Raw genomic sequence first — 21,307 nt, 5'->3', positions numbered from 1 at the left:
ATGAGCCAATCAGAAGAAACCAAACACATCTTCTTTGTCCGAAGACCCATTGTGGCCATAGTGATCGCCTTGTTTATGGTCATTATCGGGTCAATTTCCATTTTGGGTTTGGCCATAGAGCAATATCCCGCGATCACTCCTCCTGTGGTGCGGGTCAGTACTGCTTTCACTGGTGCGAATGCCATTTCGGTAGAGCAGTCAGTCGCTTCTCCACTGGAGCAGGAAATCAACGGAGTGGAGAATATGCTCTACATGAAGTCCACCAATTCCAATGACGGTACTTTGGCTTTGGATGTGACCTTTGACCTCGGGACTGACCCTGATATGAATACGGTTTTCACCCAAACCCGTGCCGCTGCGGCTACTCCCAAGCTTCCCGAAGAGGTGAAAAGACTGGGGGTGAAAACTGAGAAGTCCATGCCCAACATTTTGATGTTGATTTCCTTGACTTCGCCAAATGGTGCTTATGATCAGCAGTTTTTAGGCAACTACGCCAGCATCAATATCAAAGATCAGCTGGCCCGACTCAAAGGAATTGGCCGGGTGGTGGTCTTGGGCGCAAGTGATTATTCCATGAGAATCTGGGTGAAGCCGGATCGACTCGCCAAGCTGGGAATTACTATTCCTGAAATCATGGATGCGATCCGCCAGCAAAATGTGATCGCTCCCGGAGGAAAATTCGGTTCGGAGCCGGCACCGGCAGGTACAGAGTTTACCTACACAGTGAAGCTTCCTGACCGCTTGGTGACCGAGGAGGAGTTTGGAAACATTGTGGTTCGATCAGGAGTGGATGGAAGTCAGGTTTTGGTCAAGGATATTGCCCGGGTAGAGTTGGGTGCAGAATCCTACAATGCCTTCACCCGACTGAATGGGAAAGAATGTGCGATCATTTCAGTCTATCAGTCTCCGGGCTCTAATGCAGTGGAAATCGCCGAAGAGCTCATTTCTACTATGGATGAGCTAAAAAAGAGCTTTCCAGAGGGGATAGACTATGAGGTTTCTTTGGATTCCACAGACCCGATTATTGCAGGGATAGATGAAATCATCGAGACGCTGATCATCGCCTTGGTACTCGTGATTTTGGTCGTGTTTATTTTTATTCAGGACTGGAGAGCTACTTTGATCCCCACATTGGCTATTCCGGTTTCTCTTGTGGCGGCATTTATGGTTTTTCCTCTGCTTGGATTCTCTATCAATACGCTTTCTCTTTTAGGATTAGTACTTGCTATCGGGATCGTGGTGGATGATGCTATAGTCGTGGTGGAGGCCGTGCAGGTTAATCTGCAAAAAGGGATGAGCCCCAAAGATGCCACGACTCATGCCATGAAGGAAGTTACCGCGCCGGTTATTGCGACCACTTTGGTCATGGTAGCGGTGTTCGTACCGGTAGCGGCTATGGCCGGGATTACAGGCAAACTTTATCAGCAGTTTGCCATTACGATCGCCATATCTGTAATCTTCAGCTCCATTAATGCCTTGAGTTTAAGCCCGGCACTTTGTGCGCTTTTGCTCAAAAAGCCTGAGGGAAATCAAAAAGGAATATTGGGAAGGTTTTTCCAAAAGTTCAACAATTGGTTTGACCGAAGCACAGAAAGCTATTCTGGAGCTACCAAAGTCATTGCAGGGAAGCTGAAGCGGGGAGCCATTTATGTGGTAATCACCTTGGTTGCTGCAGGGTTTTTTGCCCAGCTAGTCCCGGGAGGATTTCTTCCTGAAGAGGATCAGGGGTATTTGTTTGTCAACCTTCAGCTACCCAATGCGGCCTCCATGCAGCGAACTGACGCGGTGATGAAGAAAATCGAGGAAATTGTCCTTTCTCAGCCTGAGGTGGAGTATGCTACGGGGCTTTCCGGATTTAGCTTGCTGGCCAATACCTTTATTCCCAATACCGGGTTTATGTTTCTCTCACTGAAACCTTGGGATGAGAGAGAGGCTACAGCCAAAGAAATTCAGGATCGCCTCAATATGCTACTCTCGAAACAGATTCAGGAAGGAGTGGCCATGGCTTTCGGACCTCCTGCTATTCCGGGTCTGGGAAATGGCTCCGGATTCAGCATTATGATTCAGGATAAGGGAGGCAAGGATCCGGCCTATCTCGCCCAAAATACCTATGCCTTTATCCAAGCAGCCAAAGAAAGGCCCGAAATCGCCTCGGCGTTCACGACCTATCAAGCGGTAGTTCCCCAAAGATCCATTGAAGTCAATTCTGATAAACTTCTCAAAACAGGCGTCCGAATAAATGATGTCTATACCACCTTTGCGGCGTTTTTGGGCGGAGCCTATGTCAATGACTTCAATCGATTTGGGCGACTGTACAAAGCCTATGTACAAGCCGAACCCGAATACAGGCAAAATGAAAATGACCTGGAGCTCTTCTATGTAAAAAACAATCAAGGGGACCCTGTTCCTGTTTCCAGCTTTGTCCGAGTGGTGAAAACGGCAGGGCCTGATTACACCAACCGATTCAACCTTTTCCGTTCAGCGGAAGTGACAGGCACTCCAGCATCAGGCTTTTCCTCTGCCCAGGCCTTGCAGGCTTTGGAGGAAGTAGCCGCTGAAGTGCTTCCCGATGACATGACCTTCAGCTGGAATGCGATGAGCTATCAGGAGAAAAAGGCATCCGGGCAGGCAGGAATAGTCTTTGCCTTTTCGCTTCTGTTTGTCTTTTTAATTCTTGCTGCCCAATATGAAAGCTGGTCCATGCCTTTTGCTATTCTTCTGGGAACGCCTTTCGCCTTGTTTGGAGCATTTCTCTTTTTGTACCTCGCTCGCCTGATGGACGAAGCCTATTTGAACAATATTTTTGCTCAGATTTCCTTGGTCATGCTGATCGCAATGGCAGCCAAGAATGCCATCCTGATTGTGGAATTTGCCAAAATCAAGTTTGATGAAGGCCTCTCCCTCTTTGATGCAGCTGTGGAATCAGCCAAACTCCGGTTTAGACCAATTTTGATGACAGTATTCTCCTTTATTCTTGGGGTACTGCCTTTGATTTTGGCATCCGGATCCGGAGCCGAAGCCCGGAAAGTCATGGGAATGGCCCTGTTGGGGGGAATAGGTGTTGCCACACTGATCGGGGTTTTTCTTTATCCCATGCTTTTTGTGTTGGTTGGTAAGCTGGCCAGGTACGAGGAAAAGCGGGACAGTCTCTCACCTAAATCCACACAAGCATGAGACGATATTGCCTTTTGATCGTATGGGGGATTATCCTGACTGCCTGTAAATCAGGCCAGAATTATCAGGGAGTCACAGTGCCTGTTGCTGACCGATTCCAGCAAAATGATCTCTCATTTTCTCCTGAAGTATCCATTGTAAATGTGGATACTCTTGAGGTGGATTCCGCACTCAATATTGTCTGGTTTGATCTTTTTCAGGATCCGGTCTTGGACACTTTGGTAGCAAAGGCCTTGGAGAAAAACCAAGACCTGATAATTGCTGCAGAAACTATTCAGCAGGCCCAAAGCGCCCTTGCCGTTCAGAAAAGCCAAATGCTCCCGGCTGTAGGCTACAGTGCAGGAGCTCAGCGGGGAAATTTTGCTTTCAATAACTCCATACCTACCAGCAATCTGTTTACCGGGTTTGGGACCTTGAGTTGGGAGCTGGATTTTTGGGGGAAATACAGAAGGCTTAATGAAGCTGCTCGTGCTAATATTTTGGCTTCTATGGAAGGGTATAGAGCTACCCAACTAAGCTTGATCAGCACCGTTGCCGATGCTTACTTCCAGTTGTTGAGGTACCAAATGAGTTTGGAGATTTCCCAGCAAACACTCGCCCTGAGAGATAGCACGCAGACCATCATCGAAGCCCGCTTTGAGAAGGGAATCATCGCTGAGATTGATCTCAATCAAGCTCAAATACAGACGGCCATCGCTGCGGGGAGTGTGCCTATTTGGGAGCGCTTGATTGTGCAGACTGAAAACTTGATCCGGGTGTTGACCGGAGAGATGCCAAGCCAAGTGGAAATGGGAATCCCGCTGAGAGAACAGTCTTTGGAAATAGAAATTCCGGAAGTTCTTCCAATGCAGCTTTTGGCTCGTCGTCCCGATGTACTTGCCGCGGAGCAGGGCATTATTGCTCAAAATGCTGTCACGGGGGCCGCCAAGGCCAATCGTCTCCCCAATATTTCCCTAAGTGGGCTGATTGGAGTGGCTGGAACTCAATTTTCTTCTTTGGGAAGCAACGGGGCATCCTGGAATCTGGGCGCCTCTTTGGCAGGACCTATTTTCAACTGGGGTGCTTTGCAAAGGCAAGTAGATATAGAAGAAAGCCGAACCCGTCAGGCGATTTTGGCCTATGAGCGAACAGTCTTGCAGGCTTATCAGGAGGTAGAAAACACGCTGGCTAATATCCGATCGCTGAAAAAGGAGCTTATCGCAAGAGAGGATCATGTCCGTGCGGCTTTGAAAGCCCAATATCTCTCCAGAGAACGCTACGATCAAGGGGTCACCAGCTATCTGGAATATCTGGAATCCCAAAGGCAAGCCTTTGATGCCCAGCTCAACTATGCCGGCACCAAGCAGGAATTATTAAGTAGCTATGCAAATTTATACAAGGCTCTAGGTGGAGGTTGGTGAAAAATTCAGGTTCTAGAATGCCCCTTTAAGAGCATTTGGCCAATAAAACCCAAGCCGAAAAAGATTCAATCCCGGGGATTAATCTCCGGGATTTTTTATTGGAGTTGGGATAAAATCCCCCAAAACATCCCCACCCCCGCCTCAATCAATTCATCCGGGAAATCATAGGTGCCTTCATGGAGTTGGGGGCAGTTTTCACCTGCGCCTAGGCCAAACAAAAACGAAGGACAGACCTGAGAGAATAAGCCAAAATCCTCCGACCAGCGGAATGGATCTGGCTTTTCGGTTAAACTTAAACCCAAATCTTTTGCCGCTTTTTCCACCAAGGCATACAATTCAGAATCATTGACGGAAACAGCAAATTGCTCAACAAAGGAAAACCCTACTTTTAGTCCCTCGGATTCAGCGATTCCATTTGCTTTGAATTTTACCTTTTCGATCAATTCGTCCAAATCCTGCTGATCAAAAGCCCGCAGGGTCATACTTAGGCTTCCCTTTCCGGCACTCGTTCCAAAAGCTAAACTGCCTAATTCTGCATGAATCAAGGTAAGCAAGGCAAAACCGGTCGCTTCTTGGGGTAATTTGGGTAATTCCTGAATCAGTTGGGCGAGGGCTTGGGCAGGATTGATGCCTGCTTCGGGATGGGCAGAATGGGAAGTTTTCCCGGTCAGCATGATGGTCATCCCGGTACTCCCTGCGGCGAAAGTTCCTTTTCGCATCACAATCTGATGAAGGGGATATCCGGGTAGGTTATGCAAAGCAAAAGCAAAATCCGGTCGAATCTGTTCAAATCTTTCATCGGCAAGTACGGCCCGGGCTCCATCTCCGGTCTCTTCCGCCGGCTGAAAAAGCAAAACTACTTCACCGGATTCAGGCCGGTTTTGGGAAAGCTTTTCTCCCAAACCGCAAATAATGGTCATATGTCCATCATGTCCACAAAGGTGACCTTTGCCGGGAATTTGGCTTTGGTGATCGCTTTCTTTCAAATCCTCGATGGGAAGCCCATCCAATTCGCAGCGAAAGAGCAGACGTTTTCCTGGTTTTTTTCCTTTAAAAACAAAAGCCAAACCCGTCCTTCCCAACTTTTCCAGGATTAGATCCGGATTCAAAGGCCTAAAGAATTCCAAAATGCGGTTAGCCGTTTGGGTTTCTTCCAAGGCGGTTTCGGGAAATTGATGGAGGGTATGTCTGAGTTGAATAAGCGGATTCATGGACTCAAGTTAGGGAATCCAGTTTTCCTAAGCTTTAGATTTTGGAAAAGTTAGAGTCTCCCTCTCCGGAATTGAGGTTTTGAATCAAAAAATCCCGTCTCGCAAAGCAGCTTTCACGGCATTTTTGGCTACGCTTCGAGCTTGCTTAGCAGAGTCTGAGCCTATTTTTCCACCGATATTTAGGCTCCATTGCATGTCAGGCCCTTGTTTGTTGTAAAACAAAACTGTGCCTGAAAATTTTTGAACTTGTTTGGGACCTCCTGCTACAGGTACACTGGTGCCAAGAAAACCGCTGAAGATTCCTACTCTCACCGGAACCCCAATGCTGGCGTTTACTTGGGGGGAGTTTTTGTATTCCGTGGTAGGGTTGTTAAAAGTATAGACAAGTAGCGCATCTGCTTCCAGTTGGTTGGCTTTGACCATAAAAGTCTCTTCGGATACTAAATCTGCCTCGGAAAAATTGGAATAGGCAGGGATGGCTTGAATACCATTCGCTTGTAATTCTGCTACGGTCTCATCTTCCAGCATTCGCTTTGCTCCGGGATTTGTAGTTTTTGCCAAGACTATCACTTTTCGGTAAGCTTCTTTTTGATAGGTTGGAGATTTCCAGGAAGATTGAGCGAATACCGAATAATTCCCTAACCCGATAAAAGAGACGGTAAGGAATACACAAAAAAGGATGGTGGATAGGTTCTTTGAGTTCATAATTGATAGAGTTTATCAGGGAATTTACCAAATTTTTTGAAAGACTGTTAAGGCCCCACCAAACTTGAACCCAATACTTGAATCGCCTTGGTAGCTATAAGGGGAGCTTTTCTGAATCAATGAGACAGATTTACCTCATACCGCATACTACGCCCTCCGCCTTTTGGAATGAAAATTCCCAAATCCCGTAAATGCTGCAAATCCCGTGTGGCCGTGGCTTTGGAAGCACCTGTTAAAGACATGTATTTTTTGGCATTCATGTCCCCATCAAACCCATCGGGTCCTTCCTCAAGCATGCGATTCAGCGCTTTCAGCTCACGCTCATTCAATTCTTGGCTGTAGGTGTCAAAAAACCGGGTTTTTTGAAGGGAGAACTCGATCAGTTCTTCTACTTTTTCCTGAGCTTTCAGGGCTACATCAGCAAAATAAATAAGCCATTCATCCACATGAAGTGTGCTTTGGGCCTTCTTGAGCTGCTCATAGTATTGATTTCTATCTGCTTCGATGACCTGGGAAAGGCTGATTAAAATCGGTTGATCTACACCTTGATGAAGTGCTTTTTCGGCTAATGCCCGGCCGATCCGACCATTTCCATCTTCGAATGGATGAACACTTTCGAAGTACAAATGGACTAAAGCTGAGCGTAAAATCGGATTCAAAATCGGATTTGTCCCGCCGGGTGCTGTGGCATTAAACCATGTGATAAATTGATCCATTTCCTTCGGGATTTGATCGGAAGGAGGCGCCTCGAAATGGACGACTTCTTTTCCCAGTGTGCCCGAAACTACCTGCATGGGTTCTGCTCCACTTCGCCATTTTCCGGCTTGGATATAGCGGTTGCCCTCCATGAGCATCTCATGCCAGGAAAAAAGCATGGAGTCGCTGAGCGGATTTTGCCACGACTGTCGAACAGCCACCATGAGTTTGGCGATGCCTTTGGCACGATGATCTTTGACCAATCGAGGCTGTTCTTCATGAATGCCGAGATTCTTTTTAAGCGAGGACATCACATCCACTCGGCTGAGAAATTCCCCCTCGATCTCGGAGGTCTTGATCGCCTCAGACAAGAGAATATCCACAAGAAGCTGGTCTTTCTTCTCTGCAGGAATTCCGGCATACTGCCCGTTTGATTTTCCGGATTTCAGCAGGAATTTGAGCTGTACATCATCAATCAATCCAGGAGTAAACTGAAATTCCGGCCATCCTTTTTGTTGCCAATTGTAGCTCATGAGCCGATTAAGATTCTTATTCGGCTCAAATATAATGAAATTATGAGCCGATTAGATTAATTATTCGGCTCAAATTTATAAAAAATATGAGCCGATTAGGGGTGCTAATCGGCTCAAGATAAAATTTGGGATTGAATCACAACTGTCCTGCTCCAAACTGAAAACCCAGCCAAGCTCCGCCCAACATCAAGATTAGGGTCACAAAAATCAAAAGCAGCAAGGTGGAAAGAGGCATTTCCCAATCTTCGCCACTGAATTTGAATTTGACGGGTTTGTTCCAGTTCATTTGAGAAAAAGGTTATTGGTTATCAGAAATTAAGTTATTGGGTATCTAGGTCCTGGTTATTTGAAATTGGCACTGAAAAATCACAAAGTAATGGCATATGGTCGCTGAATGCTATCCAATTTTCAAGAGTACCGATTTCCAAATGGGTTAGTTTTGACAGTAGATTATTGGGGCCCAACAAGTAGTCAATATGATATACTCTTTGATCGCTTTTTCTAAAATATAAAGTAGGCTGTGTCTCTTTCCCTTGTTCCTCTTTGAAAAATCGATGGTACCAACTTTCAATTCCGATTTCCCCAAGTTCATGGATTACATTCGAATGGTTCCACCATCGATCCCATTGATCCCAAATAACATTGCTATTAAAATCGCCTGTAAGGATAGTATTTCCGATTTTATCTCGATTTACCTGAAGATATTTCCAGACTTGCCCAATGTATCCAAAGTTTGGGGAGTTATTTCTATGTGCCCAAATACCCACTAAATCAAAATGATCATTAACACGACAAGGCAAAAAGTATTTTACAGAATGATCTTTATATTGATTCGACCAATCTAAGGCCTTCAAATCGACACCATTTTTTGCAAAAAGTCCTAATCCTTTATTTTTGGAATCACCAATCCAAAAGTAGTTTTTTGACCATTCTAGGTAATCCTTGTGATTGGCCCTTGCTGGATCTTCACATTCTTGGATCACATAGATATCAGCATTTAATTCAGAAATCTTTTCAAACTTCTTTCTAAATGCGCCATTACAGTTCCATGTGACAATTCTCAAAAGTCCAATTTTAAAACCCCTCTGAGTCCAAGTCTGAAGACTTGAACTAGTTGGGGAAAGTATAGCAAACTTTACAACTTTCTACTTTTTCAACACAGCTTTCCAACCTTTTTCCTCAATCTGAGCGGCGGATTCTTCGACTTTTTGCCGAAGGCCGGCTTTGAAAGCATCCATCTTTTTCCCCACTTCTGCATCATAGGCTCCCACGATAGAAGCTGCCAAAATTCCGGCATTTTTCCCTCCGTTGAGTGCCACAGTAGCCACTGGAATTCCGCTTGGCATTTGCAAAATGGACAAAATGCTATCCCAACCATCAATGGAATTGGAGCTTTTTACCGGAACTCCGATCACGGGCAAGCTGGTCAAGGATGCCACCATTCCCGGTAGGTGGGCTGCACCTCCGGCACCCGCCACAATCACTTTGATCCCCCTTTCACGTGCTGAACCCGCATAATCGATCATCCGCTGGGGGGTTCGGTGAGCACTCACCACAGTGAGTTCGTATGCGATTCCGAGTTCTTCGAGAAACTGTGCGGCTTCCGCCATGATAGGAAGGTCAGACTGACTTCCCATGATGATTCCTACCTGTGGGTTCATGCGTTGGATTTTATTTTGATCAATTCTTTGATTCGGTTGGCCTTGGCTTTTAGGCTTGAGATATTTTCATCCAAAATGGTCACGTGTCCCATTTTTCGGAAAGGTTTGGTCAATTTTTTACCGTAAAGGTGAATATACACACCCTTTTCGGCCATAGCTTCTTCTTTGCCTTCTACCACTGCTTCTCCGGCGTAGCCATCTTCCCCCAGCAAATTGATCATAGCGGCAGGACATCTCAGTCCAGGATCACCCAAAGGCCAATTCATTACTGCGCGAAGATGCTGCTCAAACTGAGAAGTAAAATTGGCTTCAATGGTATGGTGCCCGCTGTTGTGTGGGCGGGGGGCGATCTCGTTGACTAAAACTTCTCCGGATTTGGTCACGAAAAGTTCTACTGCCAAGATGCCGACCATGTCCAGTTTTTGGATTACGTCTTTGGCAATTTCCTGGGCTTTCGCCTCAATTTCGGGAGAGATTTCCGCAGGGGCAAAAAGGAACTCCACCAAGTTGGCGGTAGGATGAAAAGCACATTCCACCGCAGGGTAGGCGATCAGGTCCCCTTTTTCATTTTTGGCTACGGTTACTGCAATTTCCTTGTCGAAATCGATCAGTTTTTCTAGCAAGCCCGGCGCATCAAAAGCTTGTCCCAAATCTGCCTCACTCCGCAAAATCTGAACGCCCCGACCGTCATAGCCTTCCTTACCCAGCTTATTTACTGCAGGCAAAAAGTCTTTTTTGGCAATCACATCCGCTTTATCCGCTGTCAATACGAATTCAGCAGTGGGGATTCCGTGCTCGGCATAAAACTGCTTCTGCTCTCGCTTATCCTGAATCAATTTTAGGATTTGCGGCTGCGGAAACACTTTTTTTCCTTCATCAGCCAGTTTCTGTAAGGCATCGGTATTCACTGCCTCGATCTCAACGGTGATCACGTCACAGCTTTTGCCAAAGGCATAAACCGTGTCGAAATCCTTGAGCGAGCCGACCTGAAATAGCTGGGCGATATCCTTGCAGGGTGCGTTGGGATCTGGATCTAGAATGTGAATATCCTGATTGTAATTGATGGCGGACTGGATGAGCATACGCCCAAGCTGCCCTCCACCCAAAACACCTAAAATCTGATTTTGAGAAGTATGGGCCATAGAGGTCCCAAAATTAAGGATTTATCCCCGAAATCTTCGGAATTCCGGAAAGATCAAACTCCCTTGCCCCGAATCAGCCTTAGTAAGACGGCGATGACTGCAAAGACCAATAAAATGTGGATTAATCCCCCAACACTATAAACAAACACTCCAAAAATCCAACCGATGATTAAAATTACTGCGATGAAATACAAAAGAGAACTCATGGTTTTTTGATTTAGGTTAAACAAAAGTTTTACTAGTAACTATCTCCTTTCGGAGCTAAGAAAATCACCCTCAATTTCAAATACGTTCAAACCAACTCTTCTTTGATTTGACCTAGCCCAAATTGGGACTAATCGGGTTTCAAAATAAACCCGAATGGTTTTCCTAACGAGTATTAAATGCTTCTGTTCAAGAAAAATGCCAAAACTATTTTTATCTGAACCGGATTCCCATCAATTCCATCAGTTTGTGGGCATTGAAGCTAGGGCATGCACCGGACTTGAGCAGGTAGTCAAACTTGATTTCCTGATCCTGAATCTCCGAATGGAAGGAGTAATTTTTGACCCCTGTTTTGCTTTCGGCCAGTTCAGATAGTTCGATATCATGAGTGGAAATGATTCCAAAACCTTGTGTTCGCAGAATCTGATCTACCAAAGCCTGAGAACCGGAAATACGATCCTGAGTATTGGTCCCTTTGAGGATTTCATCGAGTAGAAAAAGGATCTTTTCTCCCGAATCCAGTCGATCAATCAAATTTTTGATTCGGAACAGCTCTGCATAAAAAGAACTGACACTTTCGCCTAAATTGTCGGTATTTCGCATGCTGGTGTAGAGTTGGAAATTTCCCAAAGTAAGCGACCGAGCAAAGGGACTTAGGCCTAATTTGGCCAAGACCCAATTGATACCCAATGTGCGCATGAAGGTGGTTTTTCCGCTCATATTGGCACCGGTTAAAATTACTAATCGATGATCTGCATCAAATTTCAGTGAATTGGCAATGGCTTTGGAGGGAAGGATGAGAGGATGGCTTATTTCTTCCGCATCCAAAAGTGAATCAACTGACCAGGTAATTTTTCCGTCTCCTTCCATTTCCAGTTCAAATGCACCCAATGAAACCCAAACTTCCCAATCGGCTAAGTGCTCAGGGAGAGTAGAAAGAGAAGGACCTGCCTTGGATTTCCAGGAAAGTAAGCGATCGTAAAGCAGAAAATCTGTCCAGAAAAGAAGGTTGATAGGGAGGTAGAGCAGATTCATTCGATTTTGAACCCAAAGGGCCAGTCGGTCCAATTGGCTCAGCTGAAGGGTGATTGATTCTTCTCCGCCAAAGAGCTTCCTCTTTTCTTCCTCCAAAAGAGAATTCCGGAAATTTTCCTGCTCTATACAATGTGCTCGTACTCCAAAGGACTTGAGAACTGATGAGACGGGAAGTGCATCAGCAGCTTGTTTAAGCGGATCAAATACCCTGCTCAGGGCAATTGTTCCTAAAATCACCCATAGGCCCAAATATCCCTGAGGAAGATTGCCCCAAATGGTCGCACCCAATAAGGCGAGGCCTCCCAAAGGGCCCGCCAAGGCCAGAATTTGGTTGATGGTTGATCTTTTCTCCACTCTCCCCAGCCATTTTTTCCAAGTGTCGCTTAGTGGAACATCCTCGGAAAATGCCAGTCCGGAAGCTTCCATGGCCCGAAGGAAATCCGACCTTTCGGAAAGGGCCTTCACCGCCAAACTTCTTTCTTGGGAGGCATCGGGATTTAGGGCCTCTTTCATCAATTGGGCAAGTTTTTCTTTTCCGGCAGGAGAAAACGTATGATTGACCAGCTGAAAAAGTGAGTGCTCTCCGAAAAGATCCAAGTCCCCTGAGAAAGGATGGTTTTTGTCAGCAAATTCAAGTCCGGTATCCAGCCCGTTTAGATTTCTATCTAAACGCTGTGCTTTTCGACCTGCCATTTGGCCAAGTGCTAGGTAAATCTTCTGTTGATCTTGGATATGATTGAACTTTCGGATCAGAAAGAGGAAAAGAATCCCCAGTCCTAAAGCCGGAATCAACCAAATCTCTGAGTCGGAAAGGCTGAGCACACCTGCACCCAAGAAAGCAAAAAACACGACTAATCGTCCAAGTGAAAGAAGAGACTCTGTTTTTTTCGTACTTTTCAGTTTGTCTTCCAGCTGCTGAGGATCAAAATCAAATTTTCCCATGGCCAAAGATAGAAAATAGCCTCTTGGCCGTTAGAAAAAGGTGACTATTGAAACAAGACGATGATGAAATCAAAAGAAAAGCTTCCAATCGAGCCCGATGAGGACACACAAGAATGGGACCCTCGTACAGGGATGGGGGTTTTGCCTGAAGAAATTGCTCTTACCCAAAATATCGGATGTGTGGGGAAGCCCAAGATTAAAAAGACAAGTACCCCGAAAAATGTAAATGACAATAAGTAAATTTGCCTGATTTTTAACGAATTAAAGCCTATGAAAAAGTTATCTCAATTCCCTCTTTTAATTTTGATGTGCCTGGGTGTGCTGCTGTTTTCCTGTGGAGAAAACACCGATCCTGTGGCCCCTGAGCCAGACTTGGATTTGGTAGAAGATGAATTTGTCATCAATGCTGCATTTGAAGATTTGGACTACCTGACTCTGGAAGTCCTTCAGAGTAGCGGTTTGGGTCTCCGGACCATGGGAACTGCCGACCTCTGTGCCGGTGCTACCGTCAATCACAATCAGAATACGAAAACCATCATAGTCGATTTTGGACAGGGATGCACCAGTCCTAATGGAGTGATGAGAAAAGGCAAAATCACCTTGGTGTACTCTGGTAGCAATTTTCTTTTCCCGGGAACTTCTATTTCCACGACTTTTGAAGGCTACGAAGTGGACGGAATTAAAATTGATGGTACACGAACCATCACCAATGGAGGAATTGATCTGGTCAATAGTCGGGTAACTCTCCGAGTCAAGATCGAGAATGGCAAAATCACCTGGCCAGATAACTCCTCCGTGACCTACACCTCCGACCAAACACGCGTCGTTTCCTTAAGTGAATCGGGCTATGAAGCTTCCATCACCGGAACAGCCTCAGGAGTAAGCCGGGATGGGAATAATTATTCAGCAGTGGTGACTGAGGCCCTTTTAGTCAAGCAGAGCTGTGTGGATGAGGGTATTTACATCCCAAGCAGTGGGGTTCTTAGTTTTACTTATTCCCTAATTTCTGTGAGCGTGGATTATGGGTTTGGCACTTGCGACAAAACTGTCGAAATCACCTATCCGGGAGGAGTCAAGGAATTTACTATAGACTAAAAATAGGAAATCAATCTACAAAGGAGGCTGTCTCAATAGTTAAGCTTGTCCCATTGAATGAAGTTGAAGTGTTGTCCAGAATGCTGGAAACGGTCTTCGACTCCTCTCACCCTGAGCACTTGAGAGACGGTAGTCTCGAAATCGAAGGGTTAGGCTGACAACCAAATGATTTATGAGATAGCCTCTTTTTTGTGATATGGAGAAAAAAGAAATAAATGGCCACCCGCATATCCGGTATCAACGGCCGGAGATTTCCGAAGCCGATTTGAAAACAAAAGCGGAGAGTTTCTTTGTAGAAATGAACCAAAGGAGAACGGTACGGGAGTTTGATTCCCGTCCGGTTCCTTTGGAAGTCATGGAAAATATTATCCGAACAGCGGGCACGGCTCCCTCCGGTGCCCATAAGGAGCCTTGGACATTTTGCCTGATTTCTGATCCTGATATCAAAAGGAAAATTAGAGAAGCTGCTGAAGAGGAGGAGAAAATCAGCTATTCCCACCGAATGCCGGAAGGCTGGAAAGCCGACTTGAAGCCTTTGGGGACTGATTGGAAAAAGCCTTTCTTGGAGGAAGCGCCCTATTTGATTGTGGTATTTAAGCAATCCTATGGAATCCATGAAGGGGAAAAAATCCAACACTACTACGTGTCTGAGTCTGTGGGGATTGCCTGTGGGTTTTTGATTGCAGCCATCCATCAGGCAGGCTTGGTCACAGTGACGCATACTCCGAGTCCTATGAATTTTTTATCCAAAATCCTGGGACGACCGGAAAACGAAAAACCATTTCTCCTGCTTCCTGTAGGTTACGCCAAAAATGAAACCTATGTCCCTGACCTTCAGCGCAAGGCATTGGAAGAAATTTTGGTTCGCTATTAAACCTACTTCGTCGAGAATAGTCCAAAGGGCAGTTTTCACAAAAAATCTATCTATCATGAAACCAACTTATCTGTCCCTGGCAAAGATGTCTGTAATTGCAGGCCTTTTGCTTTTTGCTTCCTGTAGCTCAGAAGAGGATACCAATCCTGCCGATCAGCTGAATGAAACGGAGGAAACTGCCCAAGAAATTGATCTTACGGCCACTTTGGAAGATGTGGATGAAGTAGCCCTTACGGGATTTCAGCGCAATGGATTCACGGACCGCACTTTGGTGACCCTGGAGGAAGATCTCTGCGAAAGGGTAAAAATCGAGTGGCTTCCCAATGAAAAAAAGATGATTATTGATTTTGGGGAGGGCTGTACCAGCCCAAGAGGAGTCACCCGAAAAGGGAAAATAATCGTGACCTATACGGGGAGGTATTGGGCTCCAGGCTCGGTCATCACCACTACTTTCGAAAACTACTATGTGGATGATCGCAAAATCGAGGGAGTCAGAGTGGTGACCAATGAGGGATTCAATTCCAATGATCGTTTCTTCACCTTCAAGACCGTAGTGGAAGGAGGGAAAATTACTTGGCCTGATGGTAGCTTCAGGACGTTTGAGTCAAGACATACCAAGCGGATCTTTTTGCCTAATGAAAACCGGGGAATCATCTACGCAGTCAATGGAGGAAGCCGCGGAGTGAACCGCAAGGGCAACGAATACGTGGTAGAGATCACCTCTCCTTTGTTTTTTGCAGAGCGATGCATCCGCACAGGAATAAGGATGCCAAGTGAAGGAGTGATGGTGATCCGAGTGCAAACACGCGGAGCCATTGAGATAGACTTCGGCTCCGACAGCTGTGACCGGGAGGTATCGATTACCTTCAATGGTAACACAAGAACAGTCACCTTGCCAAGATCTTAAATAAAAAACGGCAGCCCTGAAATTCAGAGCTGCCGTTTTTTTTGAAATGAAAATGGATTAAGAAAGCTGATGAACCACTCGTTGAGGGAATGGAATTTCGATATCGTTTTGGTCAAATGACCCTTTGATTTTTTCCATGGTTTCAAAATACACCGGCCAGACATCCTCCCGATTAGCCCAAGCTCTGACTACCAAGTCCAATGAGCTATCCCCAAAATTATTTAGCCAAACGACCGGCTCAGGGTCAGCATGTACTCGCTCGTCTTTTTTAAGAATATCCAAAATTACCTCTCTCGCTTTTTTCAGGTCGGTATTGTAAGATACTCCCACTGCTATATCCACTCTCCGGGTTGGCTGTGAAGTGATATTGACCACATCCGAATTGGCCAGATTACCGTTGGGGATGACCACTTCTTTGTTGTCAAAGGTCAAAAGATGGGTGTAGAGAATATCTATTTTGCTGACTGTACCTGTATGGCCTTGCCCGGTGATCACATCGCCTACTTTGAAAGGCTTGAAAAGCAAAATCAAAACTCCTCCTGCAAAATTGGATAGGGAGCCCTGCAAGGCTAGACCGATTGCCAAACCTGCTGCACCCAAAATGGCCAAAAATGAAGACATCGGCACGCCCAAAATGGTTGCTACGCCAATAAATAAGGATACATAGAGGAGGGCTTTGACCAGTCCTACCAGAAAGCTGTTGAGCGAAGGGTTAGCTTCCCTTTTTTCCAAGATTAAGCGAAAGCCTTTGACTAATTTATTTACTATAAATCTACCGATGAGGTAAAATAGTAGAGCAAAAATGAGAGAGGGGACAATCTGTGCAACCAGGCTGATTCCTTCTTCCCAAAGTACTTTGATGGTGTCTGGTGATAATTCCATAGGTTAGAAAATTGAAGGTTGATTAATTAAACTTGATACAAATTTGCCATCGAAAAGCCCAAAACCATCGGATTTGGTAATTTTCGATTCCGGCTTTCTTTAAAATAGTTTCCCAGTCTTTTTTGGAAAAACTTCTCAAAACGGATAATGAGGCATCGTGTCGAACCATAGGAGACTTACTGAAAAGCCCGGTCAAAATTCGGATGCTGTAGTAGGCCAAAGGGTGTCTATGCAGATCATTGATGACACAGCCCAATTTGGTTTTTTCACGAAGGGCAACCAGTAAATCCACTAATTCCCTGTCTGTGAAGTGATGGGTAAATAGGGTGCACGTGGTAAAGTCTACTTGACTAAGGGAGAATTCCGGATCAAAAACGTTGCACACCTCCCATTGGACTTGGCTTAAATCCTTTTGTCTAACCCTCGCCAGCTCAATAATGTTCCGATTGGCGTCGATTCCTGTAAAATTGGCGCTGATTTTCCTCTTTTCTGCCCAATCATGCATGATTCGGATCATATCTCCTCCTCCACATCCCAAATCAGCAATGGAATAGGAAGATTGGGGGTAGGTGCGGGTTAATTTGTCCAGCCCGTCTGTGGTGACATGATTCCCTCCCAGCCAGCGATTGATGGTTTTCAACTCCCTCAGAGTCTGTTCCAAGACAGGTCCCGAACAGTCGAGATCGTCCATGAGCTCTTTCTCGGTGCTCCTTTGGGCAAATCGGCTCATTGCTTGGTGAGGTGAAGAGTTTCCAGTGTCAGTCCCGGCCCAAATCCTAAGGAAAGAATATCTCCAGAAACCTTGGGGTCTTTGATCATCCGTTCCAACACAAAAAGAATTGTGGCTGAGGACATATTGCCGAATTGCCTCAGAACTTCCATCGCGTGATCATTGACCGAAGAAGGCAATCCAAATGCCTCCTGCACCTTTTGGAGGATTTGCTTTCCACCCGGGTGGATGGCAAAATGGCTGATTCTTGAGAAGTTAAACTTTCGTTCAAAAAGCCCCGAAAGCTCACGAATCCCGTTGTCAAGCAGGTTGGGGATGTATTTGCTCAGCTTCATCTCAAACCCGAAATCTCCAATGCCCCAGGCCATATCTTCCTCTCCTTCTCTCAGGACTTGGCTTAGGTAATCGTTGATCTTAAGGCCTTTGGAATCCTTTCGGATCAAGGCGGCTGCCGCCCCGTCTGCAAAAAGGGAGTTGGCGAGCAAGTTATCCTCGGTGTATTCCTTCTGAAAGTGGAGGGTGCAGAGCTCTACCGAAACCAGCAGGACTTGGGCTTCCGGTTCGGCTTTGATGATCTTATCAGCCAGTCGGATTCCGCTAAATGCCGCATAACAACCCATAAAATGAATACAAAACCGCTCTGCGGAGTCCTGTATGCCCAGGGTATTCATCAGCGTCATCTCGATGCCCGGCGCGAGCATTCCAGTGCAGGAGACCAGAATCAGATGAGTGACTTGTTCGGGTGATACTCCGGCTTGACTCAGGGCAGTTTGGGAAGCTTGGAGTGCTAGTCCGGGAGCTTCTCTTTGGAATATTTCCATTCGGGCCTTGGTGCCAGGGAAAGGACTTAATTCTTTGTTTTTGGGGAAAAAGCTAAACTCCCGGTAATCTTTTTTCTCAAAATCATCCAGGACGCTGTGTCTATACTCAATCCCGGACATTTTGTACAAAAATCCCAGTTTTCTGCTGTCCAATTCATCCAGCTGATGGGCAGTCTGCATAAAGCGGGCAATTTCAGATTGGGAAATCGGTTCTCCGGGACTGGCAAGCCCGATACTAATTATGCTGGGATTCATTGAATCAAGTTAAGCGATTATTTCTATTTTGGTCTGTCTCAATGACAACTAAGCCCAAAGAATAAGGTTATTTTATCTAATCCTACTATCTATGATCACCCGGTCCAGCATCAGCCATCTGAGGATTCCGTTTTCCCTTTTTCTGATGCCCGTTTTTTTCTTTGCTCTGGCCTTGACTCCCAATCTCAATGAGGGAAGGCTGGTCTTGGTTTTTTTGGCTCTGCATCTTTTCCTTTATCCCTCCAGTAATGGCTACAACAGCTTTTTTGATCGGGATGAGGAAAGCATCGGCGGGCTAAAGAATCCACCCAAAGTCACCTCAGACCTTCTTTGGTTGGCCCAGAGTTTCTTTGTGATTGCTTTGATCTTGGGATGGATGATCAGCTGGAGTTTTGCCTCCATGCTGGCAGTTTATGGTTTGGTCAGTATGGCCTATAGTCATCCTTCTATCCGGATCAAAAAATACCCTTGGGCCAGCTGGTTGATTGCAGGCTTTTTCCAGGGATATTTCACTTTTGCCATGGCTTACGCTGGATTGAGTGACTTGGGTTGGGATGTAATGGTCAAGCCTCATGTGTTGATTCCGGGACTTCTGACGAGCCTGATGCTTTGGGGGAATTATCCCCTTACGCAGGTCTATCAGCATGGGGAAGATTCCCGAAGAGGGGATTTGACTTTGAGCTTGAAGCTGGGAATCAAAGGCACTTTTCTTTTTTCCAGCCTCTTTTTCGCACTGACCGGATTGGCCTTCGTATGGTTCTTTTGGGATAGAAGTCAAGAAGCCATCCTTTGGGCTTATTTGGGAGCGATGGCTCCTGTGATGCTTTTTTTCCTGATTTGGTTTGGATTTGTCCGAAAGGATGAAAAATACGCCAGCTACTCTTGGGCTATGGGGATGAACAGCATTTCGGCGATTTGCCTGAATGCCTTTTTCATTTACTATTTCCTTGAAAACACCCAGATTTTGCAGGTTTTTGGGTATTGATTTTAAGGGTTGGCTTTGGGGGAATTTCTTAAGGGGAAGGCTACTAGATACAGGAATCTTATCCTTAATTCCTGTTTCTGGATCAAATTCTAGGGAGGCTTTTCAAGGGTAACGGTTTGGTGCTTGGCGCAATGGCGGATTACGGAGTCCCGCACGTGCGGGATCAACCTGCACTAAACTTGAATAGAAGCACAAAGCTCCAAATTTGCACGTCACCCCGCCTGACGCAAAACCCGTATTGTCCGTTCGGCTTTCTTTTCTGTCAAGCGAGTTTGACAAAGTTGTCTTCTAGCTTTACGTTAAAATTAATTTCTGCATTTAATGCTCTGAACACTTTGATAATGGTGTCAATAGTCGCACTGTTAGCACTGCTTTCAAGTTTTGAAATTTGAGCTTTCTGAACTCCAACAAGTCGTCCAAGTTCTTCTTGTGTCAAGTTTCTTTCTTGTCTTGCGGCTTTAATCATTTTACCCAAAACGTCCATACGAAGTTCGTATTCGTATTCGTCACGTTCTTGTGTCCCGACTTTGCCGATATACTTATCTTTCATCTCGGCAAGTGAGTAAGTCTTTAATTCTTTAGTTGCCATATGATTACTTTTTTTGTTTGTTGTTCAAATATTTGTCTCTCAGTCTTACTGCGCGGTCAATTTCTTTTGCAGGAACTTTATCAACTTTCTTTATGAAACCGTGGGTTGCTATTACCAAAGTTTCTTTGTTATCTGTCTTGTCCCAAAACGCAATCCCGATAGCTATCGGGATGATTTGAAGTCCTGCGAACTTTGTCCGAAACTCCCAAATGTCATTTTGAAGTTTCTAAAAAAAGTTTTGGGTCATTAGTCTGTTCAGCAAGGTCAATATTGTAAAAGATTTTCTTTATAGTCTTAGTGTCGAGCTGTGAAATAAACTCGTCCGCTTCTTCTAAAAATTTTGTCTCGAAAAATCTCATTCAATATTGTTTTGTTAAACGTCACAAAGATAATGAATGTTTCCAAATATAGAAACAATATTTTTCGTAATTTTATCGGGTGCCTGTTTTCTAAGCTGACGCACAACGTTTGTGTTTATGCAGTGTGGGGAATAGGAGGGCTTAAAAATGAAGCGCAGCGGAATGTTAAGCCCGACCTACACGTCATTGTCCCACGGCACCGAACGTTGTTTGAAAACTAAAACTACGAATTTACTCTGAACCCCGCCATTGATTATGCATAGTGTTGGTGGCTGTTGCTTCAATCACTCTCCCAAATTCCATCTCCTCCAACTACAAAATGTCCTTTACTTGTCGGTCGATTGTCAAGAACTCTCCAGTATTCATTTTCGAGAGACGTTGTCGGAAATGTCGTGAGGCTAATATTGTCATTAAAGTGTATTGAGAAACCACCAAAGTCGTCAGCTGTTACTTTCTCAACGGTCAAGTTTTTATCTATTAGTTCTTGCAATTTTTTATCTCTCAAATTGACACCAGGCCTGTCCCAATCAAAGTCTGGGTCATACTTTGCATCTTGGTCAGATTGTTCGTAAACGTCATTGTGCCCAATTAGGATTTTCTGTCCATTGGTGATTCTCCAAGGGCATTGTAAATGGATTCCAAATTGTCCAACGTTAATGAGTCCGTCAACTTTGTCTGTTACGAGTTCTTGTCCAAATTTCAAGCACTCCATGTTTGCTGCTCGAGTCGTTCGAGTCAACTCCAGACCAATCAGTTTGTCCAACGTTCTTTGAATCTTTTCCTTCATTGTCTAATCTGTCCTGAAGCAATTGCCACCAACGTTTTGCAGCTACCCGAAGGGCGGGATTTTTACCTCTAAACTTCATTCGGAGAACTGAACTTTTGGCTACCACAAAACTGTCTGCGGAGAACGAAAACCCGCCTTTTGGGTAGCTGCTGTTGCACTAAACCTGCGGTAGTTTCTCCGATTAGCAGCCCAAAAGAGGTATCTTTTTGATTCATTCTTAACCGTTTTCAATCATGAAAAAAAAGAGAACCTCCTCCAGACCGCTTGCTCCAAGATAGCGGGATTTGCTGAACTACTGGCCAAGTTTGAGCAAAAAGTTA

At 45.3% G+C, this 21,307-nt stretch carries 22 protein-coding genes; 7 read left to right on the top strand and 15 right to left on the bottom strand.

Annotated features, from left to right (window positions below; genetic code table 11):
* Positions 1-3,174, top strand: a complete 3,174-nt coding sequence (locus AAA938_RS09815; RefSeq protein ID WP_338228534.1) for an efflux RND transporter permease subunit — start codon at positions 1-3, stop codon at positions 3,172-3,174.
* Positions 3,171-4,574, top strand: a complete 1,404-nt coding sequence (locus AAA938_RS09810) for an efflux transporter outer membrane subunit (RefSeq protein WP_338228533.1) — start codon at positions 3,171-3,173, stop codon at positions 4,572-4,574. The genes AAA938_RS09815 and AAA938_RS09810 overlap by 4 nt, the downstream gene beginning before the upstream one ends.
* A 95-nt stretch (positions 4,575-4,669) precedes the next feature.
* Here the strand turns inward: AAA938_RS09810 and AAA938_RS09805 are convergent, their stop codons facing one another.
* The 9 genes from AAA938_RS09805 to AAA938_RS09765 form a co-directional block, all read right to left on the bottom strand.
* Positions 4,670-5,785, bottom strand: coding sequence for an amidohydrolase (locus tag AAA938_RS09805; RefSeq protein ID WP_338228531.1), 1,116 nt, complete (start codon positions 5,783-5,785; stop codon positions 4,670-4,672).
* 84 nt (positions 5,786-5,869) lie between these two features.
* Positions 5,870-6,490: a hypothetical protein gene (locus AAA938_RS09800; protein WP_338228530.1), complete on the bottom strand. Its 621-nt coding sequence runs from the start codon at positions 6,488-6,490 to the stop codon at positions 5,870-5,872.
* A gap of 116 nt (positions 6,491-6,606) precedes the next feature.
* Positions 6,607-7,719 (bottom strand): Fic family protein, encoded by a 1,113-nt coding sequence (locus AAA938_RS09795; protein ID WP_338228528.1) that lies wholly within the window; start codon positions 7,717-7,719, stop codon positions 6,607-6,609.
* A 136-nt stretch (positions 7,720-7,855) separates the two neighbouring features.
* Positions 7,856-8,005, bottom strand: coding sequence for a hypothetical protein (locus AAA938_RS09790; RefSeq protein ID WP_338228526.1), 150 nt, complete (start codon positions 8,003-8,005; stop codon positions 7,856-7,858).
* 34 nt (positions 8,006-8,039) lie between these two features.
* Positions 8,040-8,783, bottom strand: coding sequence for an endonuclease/exonuclease/phosphatase family protein (locus AAA938_RS09785; RefSeq protein WP_338228524.1), 744 nt, complete (start codon positions 8,781-8,783; stop codon positions 8,040-8,042).
* A gap of 81 nt (positions 8,784-8,864) precedes the next feature.
* On the bottom strand, positions 8,865-9,380 hold the full coding sequence (gene purE / locus AAA938_RS09780) for a 5-(carboxyamino)imidazole ribonucleotide mutase (RefSeq protein WP_338228521.1): 516 nt from the start codon (positions 9,378-9,380) through the stop codon (positions 8,865-8,867).
* Positions 9,377-10,522: a 5-(carboxyamino)imidazole ribonucleotide synthase gene (locus tag AAA938_RS09775; RefSeq protein ID WP_338228520.1), complete on the bottom strand. Its 1,146-nt coding sequence runs from the start codon at positions 10,520-10,522 to the stop codon at positions 9,377-9,379. Before AAA938_RS09775 ends, purE begins: the two co-directional genes overlap by 4 nt.
* A 53-nt stretch (positions 10,523-10,575) precedes the next feature.
* Positions 10,576-10,728 (bottom strand): lmo0937 family membrane protein, encoded by a 153-nt coding sequence (locus tag AAA938_RS09770; RefSeq protein ID WP_338228518.1) that lies wholly within the window; start codon positions 10,726-10,728, stop codon positions 10,576-10,578.
* 211 nt (positions 10,729-10,939) lie between these two features.
* Positions 10,940-12,703 (bottom strand): MutS-related protein, encoded by a 1,764-nt coding sequence (locus tag AAA938_RS09765; protein ID WP_338228516.1) that lies wholly within the window; start codon positions 12,701-12,703, stop codon positions 10,940-10,942.
* A 60-nt stretch (positions 12,704-12,763) separates the two neighbouring features.
* Between AAA938_RS09765 and AAA938_RS09760 the strand changes: the two genes are divergently transcribed.
* The 4 genes from AAA938_RS09760 to AAA938_RS09745 all read left to right on the top strand — a co-directional run bounded on the left by AAA938_RS09760 (position 12,764) and on the right by AAA938_RS09745 (position 15,579).
* Positions 12,764-12,943, top strand: coding sequence for a hypothetical protein (locus AAA938_RS09760; RefSeq protein WP_338228515.1), 180 nt, complete (start codon positions 12,764-12,766; stop codon positions 12,941-12,943).
* A gap of 30 nt (positions 12,944-12,973) precedes the next feature.
* On the top strand, positions 12,974-13,798 hold the full coding sequence (locus AAA938_RS09755) for a hypothetical protein (RefSeq protein WP_338228513.1): 825 nt from the start codon (positions 12,974-12,976) through the stop codon (positions 13,796-13,798).
* A gap of 196 nt (positions 13,799-13,994) precedes the next feature.
* Positions 13,995-14,672 carry a nitroreductase family protein gene (locus tag AAA938_RS09750; RefSeq protein ID WP_338228512.1) on the top strand — a complete coding sequence of 226 codons (678 nt, stop codon included), beginning with the start codon at positions 13,995-13,997 and terminating at the stop codon, positions 14,670-14,672.
* Between the two features lie 55 nt (positions 14,673-14,727).
* Positions 14,728-15,579, top strand: a complete 852-nt coding sequence (locus tag AAA938_RS09745) for a hypothetical protein (protein WP_338228510.1) — start codon at positions 14,728-14,730, stop codon at positions 15,577-15,579.
* A 57-nt stretch (positions 15,580-15,636) separates the two neighbouring features.
* On the opposite strand, the gene AAA938_RS09740 is transcribed toward AAA938_RS09745, so the two are convergent.
* Genes AAA938_RS09740 through AAA938_RS09730 form a run of 3 tightly spaced genes read right to left on the bottom strand, consistent with a single transcriptional unit; the run spans position 15,637 to position 18,267 of the window.
* A complete protein-coding gene (locus AAA938_RS09740) occupies positions 15,637-16,461 on the bottom strand; it encodes a mechanosensitive ion channel family protein (RefSeq protein ID WP_338228509.1) in 825 nt (274 codons plus the stop codon).
* A 22-nt stretch (positions 16,462-16,483) separates the two neighbouring features.
* Positions 16,484-17,191, bottom strand: a complete 708-nt coding sequence (locus AAA938_RS09735) for a methyltransferase domain-containing protein (protein WP_338228507.1) — start codon at positions 17,189-17,191, stop codon at positions 16,484-16,486.
* A complete protein-coding gene (locus AAA938_RS09730; protein WP_338228505.1) occupies positions 17,188-18,267 on the bottom strand; it encodes a type III polyketide synthase in 1,080 nt (359 codons plus the stop codon). The genes AAA938_RS09735 and AAA938_RS09730 overlap by 4 nt, the downstream gene beginning before the upstream one ends.
* 91 nt (positions 18,268-18,358) lie before the next feature.
* On the opposite strand from AAA938_RS09730, the gene AAA938_RS09725 reads away from it, so the two are divergent.
* Positions 18,359-19,252 (top strand): UbiA family prenyltransferase, encoded by an 894-nt coding sequence (locus AAA938_RS09725; RefSeq protein ID WP_338228504.1) that lies wholly within the window; start codon positions 18,359-18,361, stop codon positions 19,250-19,252.
* A 262-nt stretch (positions 19,253-19,514) separates the two neighbouring features.
* On the opposite strand, the gene AAA938_RS09720 is transcribed toward AAA938_RS09725, so the two are convergent.
* The 3 genes from AAA938_RS09720 to AAA938_RS09710 all read right to left on the bottom strand — a co-directional run bounded on the left by AAA938_RS09720 (position 19,515) and on the right by AAA938_RS09710 (position 20,987).
* Positions 19,515-19,841, bottom strand: coding sequence for a helix-turn-helix domain-containing protein (locus AAA938_RS09720; protein WP_338228502.1), 327 nt, complete (start codon positions 19,839-19,841; stop codon positions 19,515-19,517).
* Between the two features lie 4 nt (positions 19,842-19,845).
* Positions 19,846-20,007: a hypothetical protein gene (locus AAA938_RS09715; protein ID WP_338228760.1), complete on the bottom strand. Its 162-nt coding sequence runs from the start codon at positions 20,005-20,007 to the stop codon at positions 19,846-19,848.
* Positions 20,008-20,480: 473 nt separating this feature from the next.
* Positions 20,481-20,987, bottom strand: coding sequence for a hypothetical protein (locus AAA938_RS09710; RefSeq protein ID WP_338228501.1), 507 nt, complete (start codon positions 20,985-20,987; stop codon positions 20,481-20,483).
* Between the last annotated feature and the right edge of the window lie 320 nt (positions 20,988-21,307).

Origin of the sequence: Algoriphagus taiwanensis (assembly GCF_036245645.1) — a bacterium.
In the GTDB taxonomy this organism is placed as follows: domain Bacteria; phylum Bacteroidota; class Bacteroidia; order Cytophagales; family Cyclobacteriaceae; genus Algoriphagus; species Algoriphagus taiwanensis.
The sequence above is the reverse complement of the archived record's forward strand: the minus strand, read 5'-3'. Positions and strand labels throughout refer to the sequence as shown.

Excerpts from the sequence above, each read along its gene's own strand:
- AAA938_RS09725 (WP_338228504.1), top strand. The coding sequence starts at position 18,359 with ATGATCACCCGGTCCAGCATCAGCCATCTGAGGATTCCGTTTTCCCTT.
- AAA938_RS09800 (WP_338228530.1), bottom strand. The coding sequence starts at position 6,490 with ATGAACTCAAAGAACCTATCCACCATCCTTTTTTGTGTATTCCTTACC.
- AAA938_RS09770 (WP_338228518.1), bottom strand. The coding sequence starts at position 10,728 with ATGAGTTCTCTTTTGTATTTCATCGCAGTAATTTTAATCATCGGTTGG.
- AAA938_RS09765 (WP_338228516.1), bottom strand. The coding sequence starts at position 12,703 with ATGGGAAAATTTGATTTTGATCCTCAGCAGCTGGAAGACAAACTGAAA.
- AAA938_RS09740 (WP_338228509.1), bottom strand. The coding sequence starts at position 16,461 with ATGGAATTATCACCAGACACCATCAAAGTACTTTGGGAAGAAGGAATC.
- AAA938_RS09760 (WP_338228515.1), top strand. The coding sequence starts at position 12,764 with ATGATGAAATCAAAAGAAAAGCTTCCAATCGAGCCCGATGAGGACACA.
- AAA938_RS09710 (WP_338228501.1), bottom strand. The coding sequence starts at position 20,987 with ATGAAGGAAAAGATTCAAAGAACGTTGGACAAACTGATTGGTCTGGAG.
- AAA938_RS09735 (WP_338228507.1), bottom strand. The coding sequence starts at position 17,191 with ATGAGCCGATTTGCCCAAAGGAGCACCGAGAAAGAGCTCATGGACGAT.
- AAA938_RS09815 (WP_338228534.1), top strand. The coding sequence starts at position 1 with ATGAGCCAATCAGAAGAAACCAAACACATCTTCTTTGTCCGAAGACCC.
- AAA938_RS09755 (WP_338228513.1), top strand. The coding sequence starts at position 12,974 with ATGAAAAAGTTATCTCAATTCCCTCTTTTAATTTTGATGTGCCTGGGT.
- AAA938_RS09790 (WP_338228526.1), bottom strand. The coding sequence starts at position 8,005 with ATGAACTGGAACAAACCCGTCAAATTCAAATTCAGTGGCGAAGATTGG.
- purE (WP_338228521.1), bottom strand. The coding sequence starts at position 9,380 with ATGAACCCACAGGTAGGAATCATCATGGGAAGTCAGTCTGACCTTCCT.
- AAA938_RS09745 (WP_338228510.1), top strand. The coding sequence starts at position 14,728 with ATGAAACCAACTTATCTGTCCCTGGCAAAGATGTCTGTAATTGCAGGC.
- AAA938_RS09720 (WP_338228502.1), bottom strand. The coding sequence starts at position 19,841 with ATGGCAACTAAAGAATTAAAGACTTACTCACTTGCCGAGATGAAAGAT.
- AAA938_RS09795 (WP_338228528.1), bottom strand. The coding sequence starts at position 7,719 with ATGAGCTACAATTGGCAACAAAAAGGATGGCCGGAATTTCAGTTTACT.
- AAA938_RS09775 (WP_338228520.1), bottom strand. The coding sequence starts at position 10,522 with ATGGCCCATACTTCTCAAAATCAGATTTTAGGTGTTTTGGGTGGAGGG.
- AAA938_RS09750 (WP_338228512.1), top strand. The coding sequence starts at position 13,995 with ATGGAGAAAAAAGAAATAAATGGCCACCCGCATATCCGGTATCAACGG.
- AAA938_RS09810 (WP_338228533.1), top strand. The coding sequence starts at position 3,171 with ATGAGACGATATTGCCTTTTGATCGTATGGGGGATTATCCTGACTGCC.
- AAA938_RS09805 (WP_338228531.1), bottom strand. The coding sequence starts at position 5,785 with ATGAATCCGCTTATTCAACTCAGACATACCCTCCATCAATTTCCCGAA.
- AAA938_RS09730 (WP_338228505.1), bottom strand. The coding sequence starts at position 18,267 with ATGAATCCCAGCATAATTAGTATCGGGCTTGCCAGTCCCGGAGAACCG.